This window comes from Algoriphagus sp. TR-M9 (genome assembly GCF_027594545.1).
Classification (GTDB): domain Bacteria; phylum Bacteroidota; class Bacteroidia; order Cytophagales; family Cyclobacteriaceae; genus Algoriphagus; species Algoriphagus halophytocola.
The window spans coordinates 402,501-423,605 of record NZ_CP115160.1; the positions used below are offsets into that span (position 1 = coordinate 402,501).

The window sequence follows — 21,105 nt, forward strand, 5'->3', positions numbered from 1 at the left end:
TGGTGATTTCATATAGTTTTTGATGATCAAACATCAATTTCCCGTCTGGCCCTTCTGTGACAAACTTAGGAAGTGCTAAAGAGGCTAAGTTACATACTGCTACTTCATCAGGAGCAGTGTATTCTATGATTTCAGTACAAAGGTTGGAGGATTTGATAGTACCTAAGTTTTTCTGATTGGACTTACCATTGGCAGCGTCCTTGTATAGCATATAAGGAGTCCCGGTCTCTATCTGAGATTCGAGTACCTCAAACCAAAGTTCTTGCGCTTTGATCGTTTCTCTGGCTTTGCCTTCTCTTTCGTATTTTTCATACAATCTTTCAAACTCTTCTCCATGAACCTCAGATAGGCCTGGAGCCTCATGCGGGCAAAATAATGACCATTCGAGATTTTGCTCAACGCGCTTCATAAACAAATCAGGAATCCAAAGTGCATAGAATAGATCCCTGGCTCTCATTTCCTCTTTACCATGGTTTCTCTTTAGTTCTAAGAAATCCTTGATATCAGCATGCCAAGGCTCTAGATAAATCGCAAAACTTCCCTTTCGCTTTCCTCCTCCTTGATCTACATACCTTGCGGTCATATCAAAGTTTCGAAGCATGGGTACTATCCCATTCGAAACTCCGTTAGTGCCTTTGATGTAAGAACCCTTAGCTCTGACATGATGTATAGATAGGCCAATTCCTCCGGCAGATTGCGAGATTTTAGCACATTGCTTAAGCGTATCATATATACCGTCAATGCTGTCGTCTTTCATCGTCAATAGGAAGCACGATGAAAGTTGTGGTTTTGGTGTGCCCGCATTGAAGAGCGTAGGAGTGGCATGGGTAAACCATTTTTCTGAAAGTAGATTATAGGTTTCTATGACCGAATCCAAGTCATCTTTGTGAATCCCTACGGCCACGCGCATTAACATGTGCTGCGGTCGTTCTACCACTTTGCCGTTTAGCTTGATCAAGTAACTTCTCTCTAAAGTCTTGAACCCAAAATAATCATACCCAAAATCCCTTTTGTAGTCCACAGCAGCGTCTAGTTTTGCCGCGTTTTTCTTGATGATACCATATACCTCCGGATCCAAAAGCGCTGCATTTTCATCAGTCTTTGGATTGACATGCGTGTACAGTCTTTTCATGGTATTTGAAAAAGACTGGCTGGTGGTCTTATGGAGGTTAGAAATGGCTATTCTAGCTGCTAGTATTGCGTAGTCCGGGTGCTTCACTGTCAGAGATGCGCAGACTTCTGCGGCAAGATTATCCAGCTCTGTAGTAGATACCCCATCATATAGACCATCGATCACCTTTTTGGCTACATCGATAGGCTGAATGAATTTGGGATCTAATTCATAGCATAGATTTTCTATTCTTGTTGTGATTTTGTCGAATCTTACTGATTCTCGTCGTCCGTCTCTTTTTAATACAAGCATTTCTTTGGGATTTTAGGGTAATGGAAAAAAGGGGTTCTATTAGAAATCTTCGCCAATCGAGAATCTTGGCGAATCATCTTTACTGTCGTTGTTTTTCATGACTCCAGCTTTTTGGTAGTCACCTACTCTCTTTTCGAAGAAATTGGTTTTACCTTGAAGGGAGATCATATCCATAAAGTCGAATGGATTGGTGCTGTTCCAAACTTTGTCACATTCTAGCTCAACTAATAGTCTATCTGCAACAAATTCTATATACTGACACATTAGGTCAGCGTTCATACCGATCAAACGCACAGGAAGGGCATCAGTCACGAATTCTTTCTCTATCTCCACTGCATCTTTGATGATCTCTGTGACGGTTTCCTTAGGGAGTTGGTGATTCAGATGCTTTGTATATAGATGACAGGCAAAATCACAGTGCAGTCCTTCGTCACGGGAAATCAATTCGTTGGAAAAAGTAAGCCCTGGCATCAGTCCTCTTTTCTTGAGCCAGAATATGGAGCAGAATGAACCCGAAAAGAAAATCCCCTCTACTGCAGCAAAGGCAATCAGTCTCTCTTGGAAGTTTCCATTATCAATCCATCTCAGTGCCCAGTCTGCCTTTTTCTTTACACAGTCTATATGTTCGATTGCATTGAGCAGTTTATCTTGCTCCGCAGCATCCTTTACGTAAGTGTCTATTAACAGACTGTAAGTTTCAGAGTGAATATTTTCCATGGCAATCTGGAAACCATAGAAAAATTTAGCCTCTGTATATTGTACTTCAGATACAAAGTGCTCAGCCAAATTCTCATTTACGATCCCGTCACTTGCCGCAAAAAATGCCAAGACATGAGAAATAAAATGACGTTCTCCATCATTCAGATTTTTCCAGTCTACCATATCTTGGCCTAGATCGATCTCCTCAGCTGTCCAGAAACTAGCCTCAGCTTTCTTGTAGAATTGCCAGATGTCGTCGTGCTGGATAGGGAATAATACAAAACGGTTTTTGTTCTCTTGTAATATGGGTTCTAAGGACATGATACTCGATTATTACTGTAAATAATTAAAACTGCTTTTTTTGAAATGATTGTCAGGTGATTACTCCCGACTAGAGATGGCAAAAGCTGCCTTTGTAGAACAGCCTTTGAACAAATATGTGGATGAAAATCGGGAAATAAAACCCGTGAACCTCTTGTTTAAGGTGTTTTTTAAACGGGGGTCAAAAACTATATAAACTGTTAAATATCAGCTTGTAATCAATTTTTAAATAAAGTTTTAGATTAATTAAAAGGGCTGTTTTTAAGGGTTTGAAATAATTTTAAAAAACTTGAAAAATGTTTATCAACCAAAATTCAAGACAAAACCTGAACTCGGGTCAATTTCTGAAGGCTGAATTAAGTCAGATTCAATAATTTGAAGCTCAGTCGATTGAATAAATTTTTCTCCTCAAATTGAAATTTGTTTTACCTGAATTTTGCCTTTCAAAAAAGAAATTCTATGGTGTTTTTGACTTCAGCTTTCGATTCAAAGGTAGGTAGATTTAATATTTTACAAGGTGGTTTTTTTGTTCGATTGATCTTCCTTATATTTGCACTCCGATTTCAAAAGAATCTAGAAATATGTACGCAATTGTAAACATCGCAGGAAAGCAGTTCAAAGTAACGCAAGATCAGTTTGTCTATGCTCCAAAGCTAGACGCAGAGACTGGCGCTTCCGTGGAATTTGACCAGGTGCTATTGGCAGAAGCTGATGGATCTGTGTCTGTAGGAGCTCCCCTTTTGGCAGGAGCGAAGGTATCTGGGAAGGTCCTAGATCATGTAAAAGGTGATAAAGTAATCGTCTTCAAAAAGAAGCGCCGTAAGGGCTACAAGAAGAAGAACGGTCACAGACAAGACTTCACCAAAGTATTGATAGAAAGTATTTCAATCTAAGTTTTCTCTTCGGAAAACAATAAAAGAATAAAACCATGGCACACAAGAAAGGCGTCGGTAGTTCCAAAAACGGTAGAGAGTCGCATTCCAAAAGATTGGGTGTGAAGAAATTTGGTGGCGAGCAGGTAATCGCTGGAAATATCATTGTAAGACAAAGAGGTACTAAGCATCACCCAGGTGAAAACGTAGGCCTAGGTAAGGACCATACTTTGTTTGCTACTGCAAACGGTGTAGTTACCTTCAGAAAGAAATTCGATGGCAAATCATACGTAAGCGTATTGCCAGCTGAAGCTTAATCAGCTTTAACTTCAAGAAGTATAAAAAGAGCCTCTTCAGTCGAAGAGGCTCTTTTGTTGTTTAGTGCCGGGCAGACTTTGATTTAAAATGGATTAGGAGTTCTGTTCTGAATCTAAAAAGCTTCAAAATCACTCGCCACGTTTTATTTAACGCATTTATCTAGCGGAGCTTTTCCTTATTTCTTAAATGCCTGATTTCTTTGCATTAAAGGCTTTGTCTTCCCTTCTCAGTGCAAAATCTGGATTTGTGATTTTTTAAGCGACATTTACAAAGAAGCCCAACTGACTCTTGAAAGATTCGGTTGGGCTTCTTCGTTTGACTTCTGGGATGATTAGAAAGGCTTGTAACTTAAGATTTGGTTAAGAAATGAGCTGGCACTTTCCGGAGCAATGGCCAGGATAAAAAATATCCCGAATAAGGCTCCGAATAAATGCGCGTCATGGTTGATCGCATCGTCCTGATTTTTGCCTTTAAAATAAGAATATAGCAAAAAGAGAATCCCCAAAATAAACCCTGGAAGGCATAGAATACCAAACAGGCAGATGTCTGACAAGGGCATGATGATGATGCTTGCAAACACGGTAGCTGCAGTGCCTCCTGATGCCCCTAGAGCTCTGTAGTAGCTGTTGTCTTTATTTTTGAAATAGGTCGGAAGATCTGAAATTATGATCGCCAAAATATAGAAAAACACGAATACAACACCTCCTAAGATGGACCCAAATTTATAGCTCAACACTTGCTCCACCACGCCCCCAAAGAAGTAGAAGGTGAACATGTTGAAGAATAAGTGGATATAGTCTTTGTGAATAAAACCCGAGGTGACAAATCTGTCCCATTCCTGATTCCTTTTGATTTTGTAAGGGGTAAACATCCAGCGTTCTAGGAATGCAGGGTTGTTGATACCGTAAAAACTAGTAATGGCAGTCAGGATGATGATGACTACAGTAATGGATAAATTCATGGATTATTTTTCTCGATGGATCAGCTCCTCAGTGATTTGTCGGAGTTCCAGGTAGTAGTCTTCATTGTTGTATTTGATGGTGTCGAGCTGCGCAAATCCCTCTTCGAAGAATGAGTTCATTTTTGTTTCAGTCAGTTTGCGGATTCCCAGCCTTTCATAGATGCCTTTTATAGCTGCTACTTTTTCCTCCTTGTCAAATTGCGATTTGTCCAGCCAGTGATTCAGTAACCTGGCTTCCTCGCCGGTAGCTAGTTCCAAAGCTTTGATCAGTAAGAAGGTTTTTTTATTGGAAATGATATCTCCACCTACCTGTTTGCCAAATTTTTCCTGATCTGCAAATACATCCAGCAGGTCATCTTTGAGCTGAAATCCTACGCCTACATTTACTCCAAAATCATAGAGTTTTTGGGCATCTTGCTCTTCGGCTCCTGCTAAAGTGGCTCCTAGCTTTAGGGCAAAACCTAATAAAACAGCGGTTTTGAGACGAATCATGGTCAGGTAATCGGCTTCATTGACATGTCTTTCAGATTCGAAATTCATATCTAGCTGCTGGCCTTCACAAACCTCAGAGGCTGTTTTGTTAAAGGACTTAAGGATTACTTGGAGATGCTCGGGGCCTGTAGCCAGCAATAAGTCGTATGCCTTGACCAGCATCACGTCCCCGGAGAGAATGGCGATATTCCGATTCCACTTCACATGGACAGCATCTCTGCCTCTACGCAGCGGGGCATTGTCCATGATGTCATCATGCATCAGTGTGAAATTGTGAAAGACTTCTACCGCCGCTGCTTGGCTTAGGATTTGATCCGGCTTATCTGCGTAGATACCATAGGCTAGCAAACTGAGCAGAGGCCTGATTCTCTTGCCGTCTAAGCCTAAAATATAGGTAATGGGATCATAAAGTTCTTTGGGGTTGTTACCCATCCCGATTTCCTCTGGGAGGTTTTGGATAAAGGTCTCTAGTTTACCTAACAGCGCGGGCGCGTGGCTTCTTTTTGTCATTATCAGCAAATTCCAAATCTATAGTTCTACGGTCAATATCTGTGTTAACTACTCTGACCACCACTTTGTCTCCCAAAGTGATCATTTTTTTTGTTTTCGATCCGATCAGTCTCATGTTTTTCTGATCAAAATCATAGTAATCGTCATCCATGTCCTGTACTCGGATCATGCCTTCACACTTTGTTTCGGTGATCTCTACGAATACGCCCCATTCTGTAACTCCTGCTACTATTCCCTCGTAATCTTTGTCTTCGGCTAGAGACATGAATTCTACTTGCTTGTACTTGATGGAGGCTCTTTCTGCATCGGATGCACGTTTTTCACGTTCCGATGAATGAACACATTTTTGCTCCCAAGCTTCCGGGTCTGGAGACTTTCCACCTTCCAAATATAACTCAAGTAGTCGGTGAACCATCATGTCAGGGTATCTTCTGATCGGTGAAGTGAAGTGGGAATAGTGCGGAAAAGCCAAACCGAAGTGCCCTTTCGGCTCTGTGGTGTATTTCGCTTTGGCCATACTTCTTATCGCCAGCTGTTCCAAAACATTCTGCTCTGGTTTGCCCTGGATCTCATCCATCAGTTTGTTTAAGGCTGTGGAAATCGTCCTTTCATTTTCTATTTCAAATGGGTGCCCAAAGCGCTTTGCAAAGCCTGAAAAGGTCTCCAATCTCTCCATGTCAGGGAAGTCATGTGTTCTATATACAAAGGTGTCTTTGCCTTTGTTTTTATTGAAGATAAACTCCGCCACATATTTATTTGCCAGCAGCATGAACTCCTCAATCAGCTTGTGGATGTCTTTGCGCTCCTTTACCATCAGGCCTAGCGGGGTGCCTTTTTCATCCAATTTGAATTTGACCTCTACGGTTTCGAAGTTCACTGCTCCATGCTGGAACCTCTTTTTCCGTACTTGCTTCGCTAGATTATTCAGTAAAGTCAGCTCCTCAAAAAAGTCTCCAGACTGATTGTCTATATTTTCTTGAGCCTCCTCATAAGCAAAACGTCTATCGGAGTGAATGACGGTCCTGCCTATCCAGTGTTTTTTCACATTTGCTTGATCATCCACTTCAAAAACGCAGGCAAATGTCAGTTTGTCTTCGTTTGGACGCAGGGAGCAAAGTCCATTGCTGAGGCGTTCCGGTAGCATTGGGATGGTGCGGTCTACTAGGTACACAGAAGTGGCTCTATTGTAGGCTTCTTTCTCCAGTGAAGTTTTGGGCTGTACATAATGTGTCACATCGGCGATATGAACTCCGATTTCGTGGTTTCCATTTGCTAGCTTACGATAGGAAATGGCATCATCAAAATCTTTCGCATCTGCGGGATCTATAGTAAAGGTCAAGACATCTCTGAAATCTTTTCGCTTCTTTATCTCCCTAGCGGTGATTTTGTCCGATATGGCTTCCGCTTCTTTTTCAGGTTCTTCTGGGTATTCAAAAGGCAATCCAAATTCGGCCATGATAGAATGTATTTCTACTTCGTGCTCTCCGGCTTTGCCAAGGACCCGGGATACTTCACCAGTGGGGTTTTTGTCACCTTCTCTCCATTCGGTGAGTTTGACCACTACTTTTTCGCCGTGCTGGGCTCCATTTAGACCTCCTCGGTGTACGAAGATGTCTTTGTGCATTTTTTTAAAGTCCGGCACCACAAATGCAAAACGAGGAGAGATTTCTACTCGCCCTACAAATTCGTCCCGGTTTCTTTCGATTACTTCTAATACCCGACCTTCAATCCGGCCGGTTTTCCCTTTTAAGGGGTAGATCATCACCCGAACTTTGTCTCCGTCCAGTGCTTGTTTTAAGTCTGCCTCCTTGACCAGAATGTCTCCTTCGGTTTTCTCAGGGTCTAGAGGTACTATAAATGCGAACCTAGGATTTACAAAATCTACTACACCTTCAATGAACTCTGGATCCTTAGTAGAGGAATAGTAGTTTCTGGGATTTCTGGATACCGAGCCAGCTTCCACCAGTTTGCTGAGTACTGGCTCTACGCCTCCTTTGGTGACCGCATCTCGGATTTCCAGCTTTTTGATGAGCTGTTTTGCGTTAAATTCCTCACCGTAGTGAGCGTCTAAAAATTGAAGGATTTGACGCGCCAGGCTGGCTGCATCAGTGTGTTTTCCTTTTCTATTTTTACTTGTTTTTTTTCTGTCTGATTTTCTTCCCATGATTTGGGTTGTTGATTAGGGTTAAGGTAAAAAGATTTATGTCCCTGCGCCCATTAATCTTTGTGATCTTTTTTTGAATCTTCTAATTGGATGATTTCGATCTCCAGTTCTTCCTGCTGTGGATGCATGGCCAAAAAGACCCTTGCAGTCACTTCTACGTCTTTCAAGCAGTACTTTTTGATTTTCTCCACGTCCTTTTCCAGATGAAAAGTGGTGTTGACCTGACTTCCGTCCAGATCATCCTTGGATGAGGGTACTGCAAAAATCGAAGCTAAAAGTTCTAATCGGGTGTAATGTTTATAATCTCCGAATTTCCACAATTCCATCGTGTCAAGATGGCGAACTTCCCATGGCTTTTTGCCTGCAATCTGCAAAGGCTCCGGAAGAGCAATTCCCTGCACCAGCATTCTGCGACATAGGTATGGGAAATCAAATTCTTTACCGTTATGGGCGCAAAGAATCCATTTTTTCTTTTCTAACAAAGCCTTGAATTCCAAAAGAAGTTCCCTTTCCTCCGGATCTGCATAACATTTTGACCGGAATACCAGCTTTTTGTCCTTCTTTTTCCATTGGAAATAGCCCACTCCCACACATACTACCTGCCCAAATTCAGCATGGATTCCTGCCCGGTCGAAATATAGATCTCCGGGCTCATTTTGATCAGCCGAGGATTGGATTAACCTTTCTTTCTTCAGCCATTCTTCTTGGATTCGCTCGGGCAGATCTTCAAATTTCTCCGTCAATGAGGCTGTCTCAATGTCGAGGAAAAGGATGTCATTCAAGTGATCAAAAAAATCTGCCATAAGCGATGGTTTACGAGTGGAGAACTCCTTCCAGACCAATTTCCGGAATCATTTTGATAAAGCCTGGGTCAAAACTACCTGAAGTAAAGATAAACTTTTTATCAAAAATCTGGTCCATGATATAGTAACTCACCCAGAATTCATTGGTCAGTGCAAATACGGCGGGATCTATGCTTTCTACTTTGGCCACAGATTGCTCTCCCAGCTCCTCGATCACATGGCGAAGGGTAGAGGTTTTTTTGGTTTCTCCATTGATTTCACCGTAGCCTCGGGAAGTGATCATGACGTGCTTCAATTCGATCAGGTTCAGGTTAATGATGTAAACACCCCACTGCGTACCGCTGTCGGTTTCTTCTCTCGCAATGGCCACTTTCACACCTGTGACCGGGCTGAAATCAATATCTTTTTTCATCTGTTTATAGTTTGTCTTTCAAAGGTTATATGGAATCTCGCACCATGGATAATCATTCCGCTGTGTGTCGCCAACTACATGCTTCATTTCAAATTGAAGCTGTGGTGTCCATTTCAAATAAATCCTTCAAATGGCCCTGTACTTTTATTTTAACCTCCTGTAGATCCACTGGTCTGCCTAGTTCAAGATGCAGAGATGTCACTGCTTTATCATCTATCCCACATGGGATAATGTGGCCAAAATAACTGATATCCGCATTGACATTGAATGCAAAGCCGTGCATGGTGACCCATCGGCTGGACTTGACTCCCATTGCACATATTTTTCTGGGATTTTGCTGGGCTATATGGTCTATCCATACTCCTGTGAGTCCATCAATCCTACCAGCCTCTACGCCATAATCTGCCAAAGTCAAAATAATGGATTCTTCAAGTAACCTGAGGTACCTGTGGATGTCCGTAAAGAAATTATCCAGGTCCAATATCGGGTAGCCTACCAGCTGCCCAGGGCCATGATAGGTGATATCGCCTCCACGATTGATTTTATAATATTGAGCCTGGTGATCTTCCAGTCCTTTTTGATCCAATAGTAGATTTTCCTCTTTGCCGCTTTTGCCCAGGGTGTACACATGTGGGTGCTCGACAAATAACACGTAATTCGAAGTGGGTGATTGCTCTGAAGGCTGTAATCCCCTGTTTTTGATTTTTAAGTCAACGATGGCGGCAAAAAGCTTCTCCTGATAATCCCAGGCTTCCTGGTAATCCATGTTGCCGAGGTCTCGGAATTCTACTTTTTTATTGATAATTTCATTCATCGGCTAGTCCGAGGGATTTACTTTTCAAACTGAACACCCACTGGGTTCGTTCATTGATTTTTCAAAATTAAACAATTTCCAAGATGGCAGAGCATAATGATTCTGGAAGATTGGCAGAGCAGCTAGCAGCTGACTGGTTGGTGCAAAAAGGGTACGAACTATTGGATACCAATTACAGGTACTCCCACTCAGAGATAGATTTGATTTTAAAGCATAAAGGGCTGCTGATTTTTGTAGAAGTTAAGTTCAGGTCTGGAACTGGCTTTGGTTTTGCGGAGGAGTTTGTAGATTCCACCAAGCGCAGGCTGATTATCAAAGCAGCTGACCATTATATTTATGAAAATGATTGGCATCATGATATCCGTTTTGATATAGTTGGCGTTTATAAGGATCGACACGGGAATATCAATTTCCGTCATTTTGAAGATGCTTTTTATTAATTATCACCACAGTTTCAATACCACAATATCATGAAGAAATTAACGTTTACCATCCTGTTTGCCATGATGGCAGTTTTGACTTTTGCGCAGAGCGAAAAGAAAGACCGACAAATCGAAGAAGACAGTCAGGAAGCCAAAGCTGCATTTATTAAAGACGATCCGGGAATGCAGGATCTTTTTGACTCATCCTATGGATATATTATCCTACCAAATGTAGGAAAAGGAGGGCTAGGGATAGGTGGGGCTGCCGGAAATGGTGTGGCCTTTCAAGGAGGAAAGCAGGTGGGGTATGCAAAAATGACGCAGGTAACCATAGGTTTTCAGGCCGGCGGACAGGCTTATTCTGAAGTGGTTTTCTTCGAAGATTCGGCTGCTTTTGACCGCTTCAAAGCCAATAATGTGGAAATGTCTGCGCAGGTTTCAGCAGTAGCCGCAGCTTCAGGAGCATCTGCCAATGCCAAATATATTGACGGAGTGGCCGTTTTTACCCGAACAAAAGGCGGCTTGATGTATGAGGCCTCTGTAGGTGGCCAGCAATTCAAGTTCCGCGAGAAATAATCAATTGTCCTTTCGGTAAACCAAATTTCCGTCCTTATCCCATTCTGCACGAATGTAGGGGCGGAAATTTTTGGTATAAGCCTGTTCCTGATACTGGATTTCCCGTTTGCGGATCGCTTTGGTGTTTCCAGTGTCCCAGTATTCGGTCCATAAGCCCACTTTTTCCCCGTATTCATATTCTCCGGTGACCGCCACCTGTTGGTCTTCGTAGAAATGGTAATAATTGCCTTCTTCCAGGTCGTATTGTACCGGGATGATTTCTTTGATTGACTTGCTGGTCTGGTCGTAATATCTGATCCTGGACTCCCTGGGCCATCCTGCTTCGAAGTGATTTTTGTCCTGCAGTACATTCTCCGAATCAAAAAGCATCCAGGTCTTATGTTTGGTGCCATAGTAGAACATCCCGCTTTCGACTACTTGCTCGTTGACTACTCTTTCGTATGGGCCATGAAGCAAATATCCTTCGCCCACCACGTAGCCATCTGAGTTTACTGCCCGCTCTTGCGGATCGTACCAATATACATCACGGATATAGGGGTCAGGCCTGCGCTCGGCATCGGTATAGTTAAAATATTCTATGACTTGCTGACCGCGGAATTCCTGGCGCGTGTAGCCCTTTCTGGTTTTGATCCCAAACCATTCATTTTTGCGGGCTTTTTTCTTTTTCTCCTTCTTTTCCTCCTTCTCCTTGGAATCATCAAAGAGCAGCAAGGGCATAGTCGTGGGCAGCAAGGCAGAGTTCACTACTCCGCTGCTGTCCGGGTCAGCTTTGGGGTTCGATTCTTCGTTTTGGGCAAAAGTGGCTCCGCTCAAAAAGAACAGGAAAATAAAACTGATATAATATCTACTCATCGTAAAGGAAAACGCAATTTACTTTGGTGTATTTTACCCAAAAATAACATTTCGAGATCAAAAGCAGTGGATTGTTTAGATTTTATAATCTTCTCTCTATTTTTGTGGAATTTGTAAAAAAATCTCTCAAACAATGAACTCTATCTTATCAGACCGGATAATCAATATGGAGGAATCAGCCACTCTTGCCATGGCAAAAAAAGCAAGAGAACTGAAATCTCAAGGAACTGACATCATCAGCCTCAGTTTAGGCGAACCTGACTTTAAGACTCCTAAGCACATCCAGGAGGCGGCCAAGTCTGCCATAGACGAAGGCAAGTATTTTTCTTATCCCCCAGTAGCAGGTTATCAAGATCTGAGAGAAGCTATCGCAAAGAAGCTTCGTGAAGAAAATGAAATCGCCGAAGCCAAGGTAGAGCATGTGGTAGTTTCCACAGGGGCAAAGCACTCCATTGCCAATGTCTTTATGTGCATGATCAATGAAGGGGATGAAGTAGTGATTTTCTCTCCTTACTGGGTAAGTTATGCGGAGATCATCAAGCTGGCAGGCGGTGTGCCTGTTTTGATCGAAGGTACACTGGAAAATAACTTCAAGGCTACCGCAGCTCAACTTGAAGCAGCGATCACGCCTAAAACCAAAGGCGTGATTTTCTCCTCTCCTTGTAACCCTACTGGATCTGTATTCAGCAAAGAAGAGCTGGAAGCCATCGCAGATGTAGTGAAGAAGCATGACAATATAATGGTCATCGCAGATGAAATCTACGAGAAGATCAACTTTGCCGGTAGAAACTATAGCATCGCCTCTTTCCCAGGCATGTTTGACAAAACTATCACTGTAAACGGATTCTCTAAAGGCTATGCTATGACTGGCTGGAGAGTGGGCTACATCTGTGCGCCTCTTTGGATGGCCAAGGCTGTAGAGAAAATCCAAGGTCAGTTTACTTCAGGAGGTACGGGTATCGCGCAGCGAGCTGCTCTTGCTGGCATCACAGGTGATCAGACTCCGTCTACTGAAATGGCTGACGCTTACCTGAGAAGAAGAGGATTGGTGTTGGACTTATTGCGTGACATCCCAGGGATTAAGACCCACGTACCTGAAGGAGCATTTTACTTCTTCCCAGACGTGACAGCTTTCTTTGGCAAGTCTGCAAAAGGGCATACTATAAACGATGCCAGTGATCTATGCTTGTACCTGTTAGCCGAGGCTCATGTGTCCTTAGTGACTGGAGCGGCTTTTGGAGCACCGGATTGTATCAGGCTTTCTTATGCTGCGTCAGACGAAGAACTGGTAGATGCCCTGGGAAGAATGAAAAAAGCACTTGGCGAATTAGCTTAATACAACCAATACTTAACCCCGGCAAACGTCGGGGTTATTTTTTGCCAAAAAAGAAAGGACTATTTTTGGGAAAACTTACCCCATGGCTGAAGTAATCGTAATCACTCCCGTTAAAAATTCCCTGGATACTACACTGGATACAGCTAGAGCAATAGCCGCTTCTACTGTGCCTGTTCGTCATATTATTTTTAACGATTTCAGCACTGTGGAGACCAAAGCCGGGCTGGAAGCACAACAAGCTGACATTGGTTATGAGTTAGTTCATCTGGAAGATCATACGGACCACCCTTCTCCTAATTACAAACTCGTGCTTCAGATGACTCATAAGCTAGCCAATGAAGCTCAGCTTCCTTTTATAGTAGTGGAGTCAGATGTAGTGGTGGAGAAGAATACCATAGAGGTAATGTTGAAGTTTCAGGAAGGCCAGGCAAAATCCGGCTTAGTGGGGGCAGTGACAGTGGATGAAGGGGGTGTGGTGAATTTTCCGTACTTGAAATTCAAAGGTGTGAAAGAGCCGGTGATTGATACTAGTCGTAGTTTGAGCTTTTGCTGTACACTGTTTTCACGGGCATTTTTGGAGGCTTATGATTTTGCAGCTTTGGATGAGGCAAAGGACTGGTATGACACGTTTATTTCTAAAAAGTCCATAGAACTCGGATTCAAGAATCATGTGCTTATGAACAGTCCAGTATGGCATAGACCTCATGCGAGCAGGCCATGGAAGCAACTGAAATACAGCAATCCCCTGAAATACTATTTCCTGAAGTTCTGGAAGGGGATGGATAAGATCTGATGATTTAATAGGTCTAATCCCCTAATTGAAAAAGTGAGCGAATTGAACCAGTTCTTTTTTTACAGCCAAGGTATCCCTGCCAAATTCTCTAAGACTATAATTTTCGGATATAAGTAGCCGATAGCATTCTTCTAGGTCATGGGGGTTGAGGTTCTCATTTTCGAAAATAATAGCATTAGGTTTGGTTTTCTTCACATCAAACATCTTCACGACTTCAAGGTCAAAGCCTTCTGCATCTATTTGGAGAAGGTCAATTTGGTGAATTGAGTAGGTTTTGATGAGTGTTTCAGGACTAATAACCTTGACTTCTTCAGATGTAATCTGTTGATCAGGATCACTTGGAATTTCTAATCCATTCTTCTCACAGTTTTTCTGTACTATCCCCTCGTCAAAAAGGCTTTTTATTTTCTCTTCTGAAAAGGAAGCCAGTCCAGTTGCCCATCTCATGGTACTAAACCCGATTTTATATAATTTTTGGGAACCGTCATTGTAACCAATTGCCGCACAGATAGGAGTTAGCCCGGGGTGGTTTTTGTAGATTTTGCTTAAAGATTCTCTGAATACTTCAGGCTGTGGCTCCAGCAGAACCCCTTTCCACCGGTCTCTTTTGATGAATTTGTGGATTGGGTCATTAGTGATCCCGTCATTTGCACCTACCTGAATCACATAGAAATCCGTCTTTTTTGAAAGGGAATATTGGGAAAGGAAGTCGGGCAAACAGCCTTCTTTGGGAGAGTAGAAAAAACGGTAATAGAATAAGAAAATAAAACTATCTCTAGCGCTGAGCTTAAATCTCAGGTGTTTCCAATAAGTTTTGAATGCAGATTTTACTTGTGGCGTGATCAATATTAGTTTTTAAGGGGTTTTAGTATGTGTTGTTCTCTTCTCAGAGTTTGCCTAGCCATTTCATGAGATTGTTATAAGGCTTTGACCAAGTCCGTTGAAAGCGAAGCGGTCCATTTAATTCACGCTCAAAGAACGCAGCATGGTGTTTATTGAGGTAAGCTATTCGCTCTCGTTTTTTTTGATTTGAGCCTGTTTTTTTTCGCTTACTTCCTGAGTGCAGACGGTAGTAGAAACCAACAAAAGGAAGTTTTACCACTTCTCCGCCGTTTTTTAGCATTTTGATCCAGAACTCCCAGTCCTCCCGGCCACATTTCATATCAGTGCTAAAGCCCCCGACTGCCATGCAGTCTGACTTTCGGAAAATCCCACTGACGAAAATCATATTGTCTTTTGCCAAGGCTTGCCTGCTAAAGGGTTTTAATTTCCATTCTTTGGAACCACTCTCATTAAACTTCACAGCTTCGCAATATACTACCTTCACCTTGGGGCTTTTTTCCAGAACCTGTACTGCTTCTGAAATGTAGTTTGGGGCGATCAAATCATCTCCATCCAGTGGTAAAATGTATTTGCCAGAGGCAAATTCGATTCCGGCATTTCTTGCAGTGGTGACTCCGGAGTTTAGTTGATTTAGTAAAGCTACATTGGAATAGCTTTCGGTGAGTTGTTCGGCTATTTCTTCTGAATTATCCGTAGAGCCATCATTGACGATAATGATTTCAAGAGTAGGGTAAGCTGAATTTACAGCAGATTCTACGGTTTCTTTGAGAAAGTGCCCTTGATTGTAGCAGGGGATAATTATGGATACTTTTGGATTCAATGAACTAAAAAGGTTTGATGAATATGACTTGTCAAGTTGGTAATAATTGCAGGATTAAGCTTTGCTTATCTTTTGAGTGAAAGATGAATTAAAGGTATTTATTTGGTTTTCAGGTAAATAAATGTGTTAAAAGTTTGTATTCTTCTGTTGAATTTATAACTTTAAAATGGTGATTAAACAACTTTTCAATAGTATTTCATTCTTTAAGACACAGGATTTTAACCGATCCACTTTTCCAACTCAACTTGTTTGAAAAAAATCCGGATTACGATCCGGATTTTTTTTTGCTGTTTTTTTGATGAACTTTCGGTCTGCGATTACCTATATCACTATGATCCGAGCAAAGGTTGCTATTGTCTTATTTATGCTGCTTTTCAGCCTCCCCACCTTTGCCCAGAATCTTAATCTACGCTACGATTCCACTTATGTGGAGAGTTCGCGTGACGTAATGGCTACTCGATTGTTTTTCAGTAGGAAATACACCAAACTGGTGGCTAAGGTGCCTGAGACACAGGAGCGACTCACTTTAGTGCCCAACACAGGATTGAAAATGGGCCTAGGGTTTACCTATCAGGATCTGACCATTAATGCTTCCTTTCCCGTGAGCTTTCTTTATCCGGACAAGATTGGGGATTGGCCGGGCAATTTGGATTTGCAGTCCCATATCTATGCGCCAAAGGTGATTGTGGATTTCTTCGGACAATTTTACAACGGATACAAGATAGATGCGGAAAACAGGACTTATGCTGACGAAGATTACCTAAGAGAGGATTTGCGTCAAATGTCTTTGGGGATCAATTTGAATTACTTGTTCTTTGGAGACAAATTGTCCATTGCTGCAGCTTGGAATCAGTCTTCCATCCAAAAAAAATCAGCGTATTCCCCATTTATAGGATTTGAAGGGTACGGGGGTAATATGCATGGAGATTCACTGCTACTGCCATCTAATCCAGAGACAGATGTGATTAATTTCGACAGAGCCAGTTACTTTATGGCAGGCCCAAATGCGGGTATGGCTGGGACTCTTGTGTTTTGGAAAAGCTTTTACCTCACGGGGGTCGCATCTGTCAATCTAAGTGGGGGCTACACCAAATGGAGGAATGTGGAGGAGTATAAGAAATGGGGTGTGGCACCTACGTATTACTTGAGAGGTTTTTTCGGGTATAATGGTCCGAGATTTTCCATTACTACCAGCTACGTGTATAAGAATTTGAATTTAATTGAAACTGGTCCCTATGATCAGGCAGTGAATACAGGTGATTATAGAATTAATTTCATCTATAAGATCTATGCAGGCAAGAGTTTTAAGCAAAAATTCAACAAGGTAAATCCTGTGCGGATTGTGATAAAAGAGTAATTTAAATCCCATCAGACTATTTCAGATAGTTTTGCATGGCTTCAAACGCATAAAAACCCAATAACAATGGCAGATCAATTTGGTATTCAAGAATCACTTAAAAGACTTGGGATTAAGACTGAAAACCTAGGAGCGTCTACAGGATCAGATTGGATAGATTCCGGAGAAGGATCAATCTCTTCCATCAGCCCGGCAGATGCTGTGCTGATAGGCAAAGTGCAAGTGACCGATCGGGAAACCTATGAAGAAGTCATAGCCCGGGCACAGGTAGCATTTGAAAGCTGGAGGAAGGTTCCTGCTCCACAGCGCGGAGAAATCGTGCGTGAAATCGGGAATGCCTTACGCGAGAAGAAAGCTGATCTGGGGAAGCTCGTTTCTTACGAAATGGGGAAATCTTATCAGGAAGGCCTGGGTGAAGTGCAGGAAATGATAGATATCTGTGATTTTGCAGTTGGCTTATCTAGGCAGCTCTATGGGCTGACTATGCATTCCGAGCGTCCCGGCCACCGGATGTATGAGCAGTGGCATGCATTGGGAATTGTTGGGATTATTTCTGCATTTAACTTCCCGGTGGCCGTATGGTCCTGGAATTCAGCCTTGGCCTGGGTTTGCGGAGATGTATGTGTATGGAAACCTTCAGAAAAAGCACCTCTATCGGCCATAGCCTGTCAATTGATTGCAGGGGAAGTATTTTCAAAGCATGGCATGCCAGAGGGCATCTGCTCCTTGGTAAATGGGGATTATCGAGTAGGGGAGATGATGAGCCAGGATGTGAGGATTCCGTTGGTTTCTGCCACAGGCTCCACTCGTATGGGGAAAATAGTAGCTCAGACTGTAGGAGCTAGGCTGGGCAAATCACTTTTGGAGCTAGGCGGCAACAATGCCATTATCATCACTGAAAATGCGGATATGGATATGGCCATTCGCGGGGCGCTATTTGGTGCAGTGGGAACAGCAGGTCAGCGCTGTACCAGTACTCGTCGATTGATAATACATGAAAAAGTCTACGAGGAAGTGAAATCAAGACTGGCCTCGGCTTACAGTAAACTGGTGATAGGAAATCCTTTGGATGAAAAAAACCACGTAGGTCCGCTCATTGATAAAGATGCGGTAAAGATGTATTTGGATGCGCTAGAGCAAGTGAAACTTGCCGGAGGGAAAGCAGTAGTGGAAGGAGCACTTCTGGAAGGTCAAGGTTTTGAGTCGGGATGCTATGTGAAACCTGCTATTTATGAAGCAGAAAATCATTACGAAATAGTGCAGCATGAGACTTTTGCGCCTATTCTTTACCTGATCAAGTATGAAACCTTAGAAGAGGCTATTGCCATACAAAATGCCGTTCCTCAAGGCTTATCTTCGGCTATCATGACCCTCAATATGCGGGAAGCGGAAGCTTTCCTCTCTGTGGCAGGTTCGGATTGCGGTATTGCCAATGTGAACATAGGGACTTCAGGAGCTGAAATCGGAGGGGCCTTTGGGGGTGAAAAAGAAACCGGTGGAGGTCGTGAATCAGGTTCTGATGCCTGGAAAGCTTACATGCGCCGGCAGACCAATACCATCAATTACTCCTCTACTTTGCCTTTGGCACAGGGGATTAAGTTTGATATATGAAATCAAGCATGTCCCGAAGCGACACACAGAGGGATGATTATAATTCATGCGAAGATTCCATGTGACCTTAAAAAAAAATTATAAACACATGAAAACTATGAGGATCCGGAGTTTTTTAAATATGCTTTAATTTGTTTTATGATTATCCGAAATGATGCCTGTCACCTTAGATCTTTCGCTTATCTGGTCGGAAGACCGATACTACGACTGCGCTCAATACAAGTGACCGAAGACTCCCGCAGGAGCGGGAAAGGCTGAAGAGGCCTCAATTCTAAAGTTTAACATGTGCTATATTGCTTGAGCCTCCTTAATGGCAGAAAAGCGGATATATATCATATTTTGTTTTATAGAATTGGTAGCACTTAAAACAAAAAATCCCGAATGTAAATCCGGGATTTTGTGGGAGTTGAGGGATTCGAACCCCCGACCCTCTGCTTGTAAGGCAGATGCTCTGAACCAACTGAGCTAAACTCCCAAGAAGTGTTTTTTACTCACAATTGAGCATAAAGAATAAAATGTGGGAGTTGAGGGATTCGAACCCCCGACCCTCTGCTTGTAAGGCAGATGCTCTGAACCAACTGAGCTAAACTCCCATCTTTGTTTCCCTTTCCTTCCGTAAGGGAATGCAAAGGTAATTTGAATTTCATTTGTCGCAAATGTTGTGTTATTTTTTTTTAATACAGATGGAATAATCGGTTGATAATGAGGTAGTAATTTATTTTCCTTTAAGAGCTTATTCAAAATTCAACATAAATCCTGCCCTGAACCACCTGCCGGGCATTTGTACAGTGCCTGCTTCTACGTATTCCGTATTGGTGATATTAGACGCTTCGGCAAAGAATCCTAACTTCCCGCTTCTGTTGTAATCAGCTCTCATGTCCAGTAGAAAATAGGGATCCTGATTCATTCGCTCTACATTTCTGACCTTGGTGTTCCATTCGAATTTTTGGCCAATTCCTAGCAGTACTCCTCCGATCAGCTGGTTTTTCAAAGCCGTCAACGCATATCGTGTTTCTATACCAGGCTGCTGCACTTGGTTTGCATCTATGTAATTATAGGAGAGTAAAAACTCCTTGATCTGTATGCTTTGTCCAGTGGGACTTAGCTTATAGCTTAGAGATGCCTCAATTCCGTTAAAAGTGACTTCGTTGAAATTCTGAGGTTGCCATGGGGTGTCCTCATCTGGTCTTACCCAGTCTATGAGATTGTCAGTGTGACGGTTGTAATACACTAATTCTGCGTGGATGCCGGATTTGCTCCATTTGGCACCTATCTCATAATTCTGCGCTTGCTCAGGTTGAAGCTCATCGTTTCCTATGTTTGTGGGACCCACATAGTACAGGTCGGTGTAGGTCGGAATGCGGTAACTCACCCCATAACCCGTGTAAAACCTCAGGCTTTCGCTTGCCTGGAAGCCCAGCTCTGCTCCGGGGAAATGCTTCCAGCCATACTGAGAATAGTAGTTGGAGTACAGCCCTGCTCGCAGATCTACCTGGTCACCTATATTCACAAGTTGTTCTAAAAACAAACCGGTAAGTGTGCGTTCTTGATCACCCAAATTGGTGCTTTCCAGTACTTCTTTTCTGGTTTCTACTCCGAATCCGGTGGTTCCAAGTCCAGTTTTGAAATTCCCATTTGCTTCCAATGCATAGACATTACTCAAATGGTTGTTTTTGTAAAACTCCGGTTCGTTTCTTCGCAGCAGGTATTCATCAGCATTTTTTCGCCAGTAGGCACGGGTGTTCAGAAAGAAATTCTTCAGATCCAAAGTATGGCTCAGGGAGGCTAGGGTAGTCTGTATGCTTTCGTACTGATCAGGGTAAGTGCTGGCATAGAATCCATTTGCCCCAAAATCCCGATCTGCATAGGCGACCATGCCTTTCAGCGTTTGATTTTCTCCCAAATCCAAGCCTCCTTCATAGAAAATGTTATTGACTTTATAATCTGAATTGTACCAATGACCATTCGAGTCGTCGTGGGAAAATGCCAGGTTTTGCTTGTAGTTTCCAAGTGGCAATGAACTGGCGAAATTGATCCCTTTCATGCCGAAATCCCCAGCATACCCCTGGATTCTGGCATATTTGGAGTCGCTCAGTTCGGTGATGACATTGATGGCTCCGGTGTAGGCATTTTGCCCGAAAATACGGGAAGCAGGGCCTTTAAGGACCTCCACCCGGTCTATGTTGACCATAGGGATGGGGATGTTCATCATCATGTGTCCACTTTGCGGATCTGTCAGCTTGATGCCGTTCAGCAGCATCAGTGTCTGGTCAAATGACCCGCCTCGTATCCCCACGTCTGCCTGCACACCAGTCACGCCTCTTTGCCTCACATCCACTCCGGGTACGAAGGACAAAACTTCCGGTAAGCTCCGGGCAGGGGTAGTTTCAAGCTGCATTTTACTGACTATGGTCAAGTTTCTACTTTGCTTGGAAAAGGGGATCTGTATCCTGTTTTCATGCACCAAAACCTCCTGTAAGTTTTGTGCAGTGCTGTCATTTTGAGCAAAAACCTCTTTTGAAAGTGAAGACAAAAAGACCAGAAGAATTAATTTTTTCATGAAAATGTATGCGTTTGAGGCTTCAAAAGTGGGGTTAAAAAAAGCCTTTTGCAATACTGCTTTATTTCAAAAAAATGTTAATCAGGCTACACTTGTGTAATATTCAATGGATGGATCCATCACAATGTCTATTTTTGGGGCTAAAC

The 21,105-nt window shown here is 42.7% G+C and carries 20 protein-coding genes and 2 tRNA genes (1 of these 22 cut by a window edge); 8 read left to right on the forward strand and 14 right to left on the reverse strand.

Annotated elements, in window-relative coordinates; translation table 11 throughout:
• Together PBT90_RS01925 and PBT90_RS01930 are read right to left on the reverse strand one after the other, a co-directional pair.
• Positions 1-1,423 carry the 5' portion of a ribonucleoside-diphosphate reductase subunit alpha gene (locus tag PBT90_RS01925; protein WP_264808663.1) on the reverse strand. Its footprint begins 974 nt before the window's first position, so only the first 1,423 of its 2,397 coding nucleotides appear in the window; it begins with the start codon at positions 1,421-1,423; its stop codon lies beyond the left edge, outside the window.
• A gap of 39 nt (positions 1,424-1,462) precedes the next feature.
• Entirely contained in the window at positions 1,463-2,446 is a 984-nt protein-coding gene (locus PBT90_RS01930) for a ribonucleoside-diphosphate reductase small subunit (RefSeq protein WP_264811499.1), read from the reverse strand.
• A 578-nt stretch (positions 2,447-3,024) separates the two neighbouring features.
• Here PBT90_RS01930 and rplU point away from each other — a divergent pair.
• Together rplU and rpmA are read left to right on the forward strand one after the other, a co-directional pair.
• The gene (gene rplU / locus PBT90_RS01935; protein WP_264808664.1) at positions 3,025-3,336 is read left to right on the forward strand and encodes a 50S ribosomal protein L21; all 312 of its coding nucleotides are present in this window, start codon (positions 3,025-3,027) and stop codon (positions 3,334-3,336) included.
• A 35-nt stretch (positions 3,337-3,371) separates the two neighbouring features.
• On the forward strand, positions 3,372-3,632 hold the full coding sequence (gene rpmA, locus PBT90_RS01940) for a 50S ribosomal protein L27 (RefSeq protein ID WP_264808665.1): 261 nt from the start codon (positions 3,372-3,374) through the stop codon (positions 3,630-3,632).
• Between the two features lie 332 nt (positions 3,633-3,964).
• On the opposite strand, the gene PBT90_RS01945 is transcribed toward rpmA, so the two are convergent.
• The 6 genes from PBT90_RS01945 to lipB all read right to left on the reverse strand — a co-directional run bounded on the left by PBT90_RS01945 (position 3,965) and on the right by lipB (position 9,789).
• The gene (locus tag PBT90_RS01945) at positions 3,965-4,594 is read right to left on the reverse strand and encodes a rhomboid family intramembrane serine protease (RefSeq protein ID WP_264808666.1); all 630 of its coding nucleotides are present in this window, start codon (positions 4,592-4,594) and stop codon (positions 3,965-3,967) included.
• A 3-nt stretch (positions 4,595-4,597) separates the two neighbouring features.
• Positions 4,598-5,596 (reverse strand): polyprenyl synthetase family protein, encoded by a 999-nt coding sequence (locus PBT90_RS01950; protein WP_264808667.1) that lies wholly within the window; start codon positions 5,594-5,596, stop codon positions 4,598-4,600.
• On the reverse strand, positions 5,559-7,760 hold the full coding sequence (gene rnr / locus PBT90_RS01955; protein WP_264808668.1) for a ribonuclease R: 2,202 nt from the start codon (positions 7,758-7,760) through the stop codon (positions 5,559-5,561). The genes PBT90_RS01950 and rnr overlap by 38 nt, the downstream gene beginning before the upstream one ends.
• Positions 7,761-7,813: 53 nt before the next feature.
• Complete coding sequence (locus PBT90_RS01960) at positions 7,814-8,563, reverse strand: 3'-5' exonuclease (RefSeq protein ID WP_264808669.1); 750 nt, start codon at positions 8,561-8,563, stop codon at positions 7,814-7,816.
• Positions 8,564-8,573: 10 nt separating this feature from the next.
• Positions 8,574-8,975, reverse strand: a complete 402-nt coding sequence (locus PBT90_RS01965) for a hypothetical protein (protein ID WP_264808670.1) — start codon at positions 8,973-8,975, stop codon at positions 8,574-8,576.
• Between the two features lie 88 nt (positions 8,976-9,063).
• Entirely contained in the window at positions 9,064-9,789 is a 726-nt protein-coding gene (gene lipB, locus PBT90_RS01970; RefSeq protein WP_264808671.1) for a lipoyl(octanoyl) transferase LipB, read from the reverse strand.
• Positions 9,790-9,872: 83 nt separating this feature from the next.
• Here lipB and PBT90_RS01975 point away from each other — a divergent pair, with 83 nt between their 5' ends.
• Both PBT90_RS01975 and PBT90_RS01980 read left to right on the forward strand, forming a co-directional pair.
• On the forward strand, positions 9,873-10,229 hold the full coding sequence (locus PBT90_RS01975; RefSeq protein ID WP_264808672.1) for a YraN family protein: 357 nt from the start codon (positions 9,873-9,875) through the stop codon (positions 10,227-10,229).
• Positions 10,230-10,259: 30 nt separating this feature from the next.
• Positions 10,260-10,787, forward strand: a complete 528-nt coding sequence (locus PBT90_RS01980; RefSeq protein WP_264808673.1) for a YSC84-related protein — start codon at positions 10,260-10,262, stop codon at positions 10,785-10,787.
• Here PBT90_RS01980 and PBT90_RS01985 read toward each other — a convergent pair whose 3' ends face one another.
• Positions 10,788-11,639 carry a toxin-antitoxin system YwqK family antitoxin gene (locus PBT90_RS01985; RefSeq protein ID WP_264808674.1) on the reverse strand — a complete coding sequence of 284 codons (852 nt, stop codon included), beginning with the start codon at positions 11,637-11,639 and terminating at the stop codon, positions 10,788-10,790.
• A gap of 133 nt (positions 11,640-11,772) precedes the next feature.
• On the opposite strand from PBT90_RS01985, the gene PBT90_RS01990 reads away from it, so the two are divergent.
• Positions 11,773-12,975 carry a pyridoxal phosphate-dependent aminotransferase gene (locus PBT90_RS01990; RefSeq protein ID WP_264808675.1) on the forward strand — a complete coding sequence of 401 codons (1,203 nt, stop codon included), beginning with the start codon at positions 11,773-11,775 and terminating at the stop codon, positions 12,973-12,975.
• An 82-nt stretch (positions 12,976-13,057) separates the two neighbouring features.
• On the forward strand, positions 13,058-13,768 hold the full coding sequence (locus PBT90_RS01995; RefSeq protein ID WP_264808676.1) for a glycosyltransferase family 2 protein: 711 nt from the start codon (positions 13,058-13,060) through the stop codon (positions 13,766-13,768).
• Between the two features lie 21 nt (positions 13,769-13,789).
• On the opposite strand, the gene PBT90_RS02000 is transcribed toward PBT90_RS01995, so the two are convergent.
• Together PBT90_RS02000 and PBT90_RS02005 are read right to left on the reverse strand one after the other, a co-directional pair.
• Positions 13,790-14,614 (reverse strand): FkbM family methyltransferase, encoded by an 825-nt coding sequence (locus PBT90_RS02000; protein ID WP_264808677.1) that lies wholly within the window; start codon positions 14,612-14,614, stop codon positions 13,790-13,792.
• Positions 14,615-14,654: 40 nt separating this feature from the next.
• On the reverse strand, positions 14,655-15,431 hold the full coding sequence (locus PBT90_RS02005; protein ID WP_264808678.1) for a glycosyltransferase family 2 protein: 777 nt from the start codon (positions 15,429-15,431) through the stop codon (positions 14,655-14,657).
• A gap of 331 nt (positions 15,432-15,762) precedes the next feature.
• Here PBT90_RS02005 and PBT90_RS02010 point away from each other — a divergent pair, with 331 nt between their 5' ends.
• Both PBT90_RS02010 and amaB read left to right on the forward strand, forming a co-directional pair.
• Entirely contained in the window at positions 15,763-16,788 is a 1,026-nt protein-coding gene (locus tag PBT90_RS02010; RefSeq protein WP_270131277.1) for a DUF4421 domain-containing protein, read from the forward strand.
• Positions 16,789-16,854: 66 nt separating this feature from the next.
• Positions 16,855-18,399 (forward strand): L-piperidine-6-carboxylate dehydrogenase, encoded by a 1,545-nt coding sequence (amaB, locus tag PBT90_RS02015; protein ID WP_264808680.1) that lies wholly within the window; start codon positions 16,855-16,857, stop codon positions 18,397-18,399.
• Between the two features lie 400 nt (positions 18,400-18,799).
• Here amaB and PBT90_RS02020 read toward each other — a convergent pair.
• The 3 genes from PBT90_RS02020 to PBT90_RS02030 form a co-directional block, all read right to left on the reverse strand.
• Positions 18,800-18,874 (reverse strand) — tRNA-Val (locus tag PBT90_RS02020).
• Positions 18,875-18,917: 43 nt separating this feature from the next.
• Positions 18,918-18,992: transfer RNA gene (locus PBT90_RS02025), tRNA-Val, on the reverse strand.
• A gap of 140 nt (positions 18,993-19,132) precedes the next feature.
• Complete coding sequence (locus PBT90_RS02030; RefSeq protein ID WP_270131280.1) at positions 19,133-20,959, reverse strand: TonB-dependent receptor plug domain-containing protein; 1,827 nt, start codon at positions 20,957-20,959, stop codon at positions 19,133-19,135.
• Positions 20,960-21,105 lie beyond the last annotated feature (146 nt).

Bases quoted from the DNA above. Each gene is read 5' to 3' on its own strand.
- rnr (WP_264808668.1), bottom strand. From the start codon at position 7,760: ATGGGAAGAAAATCAGACAGAAAAAAAACAAGTAAAAATAGAAAAGGA.
- PBT90_RS01980 (WP_264808673.1), top strand. From the start codon at position 10,260: ATGAAGAAATTAACGTTTACCATCCTGTTTGCCATGATGGCAGTTTTG.
- amaB (WP_264808680.1), top strand. From the start codon at position 16,855: ATGGCAGATCAATTTGGTATTCAAGAATCACTTAAAAGACTTGGGATT.
- PBT90_RS01975 (WP_264808672.1), top strand. From the start codon at position 9,873: ATGGCAGAGCATAATGATTCTGGAAGATTGGCAGAGCAGCTAGCAGCT.
- lipB (WP_264808671.1), bottom strand. From the start codon at position 9,789: ATGAATGAAATTATCAATAAAAAAGTAGAATTCCGAGACCTCGGCAAC.
- rpmA (WP_264808665.1), top strand. From the start codon at position 3,372: ATGGCACACAAGAAAGGCGTCGGTAGTTCCAAAAACGGTAGAGAGTCG.
- PBT90_RS01950 (WP_264808667.1), bottom strand. From the start codon at position 5,596: ATGACAAAAAGAAGCCACGCGCCCGCGCTGTTAGGTAAACTAGAGACC.
- PBT90_RS01990 (WP_264808675.1), top strand. From the start codon at position 11,773: ATGAACTCTATCTTATCAGACCGGATAATCAATATGGAGGAATCAGCC.
- PBT90_RS01960 (WP_264808669.1), bottom strand. From the start codon at position 8,563: ATGGCAGATTTTTTTGATCACTTGAATGACATCCTTTTCCTCGACATT.
- PBT90_RS01945 (WP_264808666.1), bottom strand. From the start codon at position 4,594: ATGAATTTATCCATTACTGTAGTCATCATCATCCTGACTGCCATTACT.
- PBT90_RS01995 (WP_264808676.1), top strand. From the start codon at position 13,058: ATGGCTGAAGTAATCGTAATCACTCCCGTTAAAAATTCCCTGGATACT.
- PBT90_RS01965 (WP_264808670.1), bottom strand. From the start codon at position 8,975: ATGAAAAAAGATATTGATTTCAGCCCGGTCACAGGTGTGAAAGTGGCC.
- PBT90_RS02030 (WP_270131280.1), bottom strand. From the start codon at position 20,959: ATGAAAAAATTAATTCTTCTGGTCTTTTTGTCTTCACTTTCAAAAGAG.
- PBT90_RS01985 (WP_264808674.1), bottom strand. From the start codon at position 11,639: ATGAGTAGATATTATATCAGTTTTATTTTCCTGTTCTTTTTGAGCGGA.
- PBT90_RS02010 (WP_270131277.1), top strand. From the start codon at position 15,763: ATGATCCGAGCAAAGGTTGCTATTGTCTTATTTATGCTGCTTTTCAGC.
- rplU (WP_264808664.1), top strand. From the start codon at position 3,025: ATGTACGCAATTGTAAACATCGCAGGAAAGCAGTTCAAAGTAACGCAA.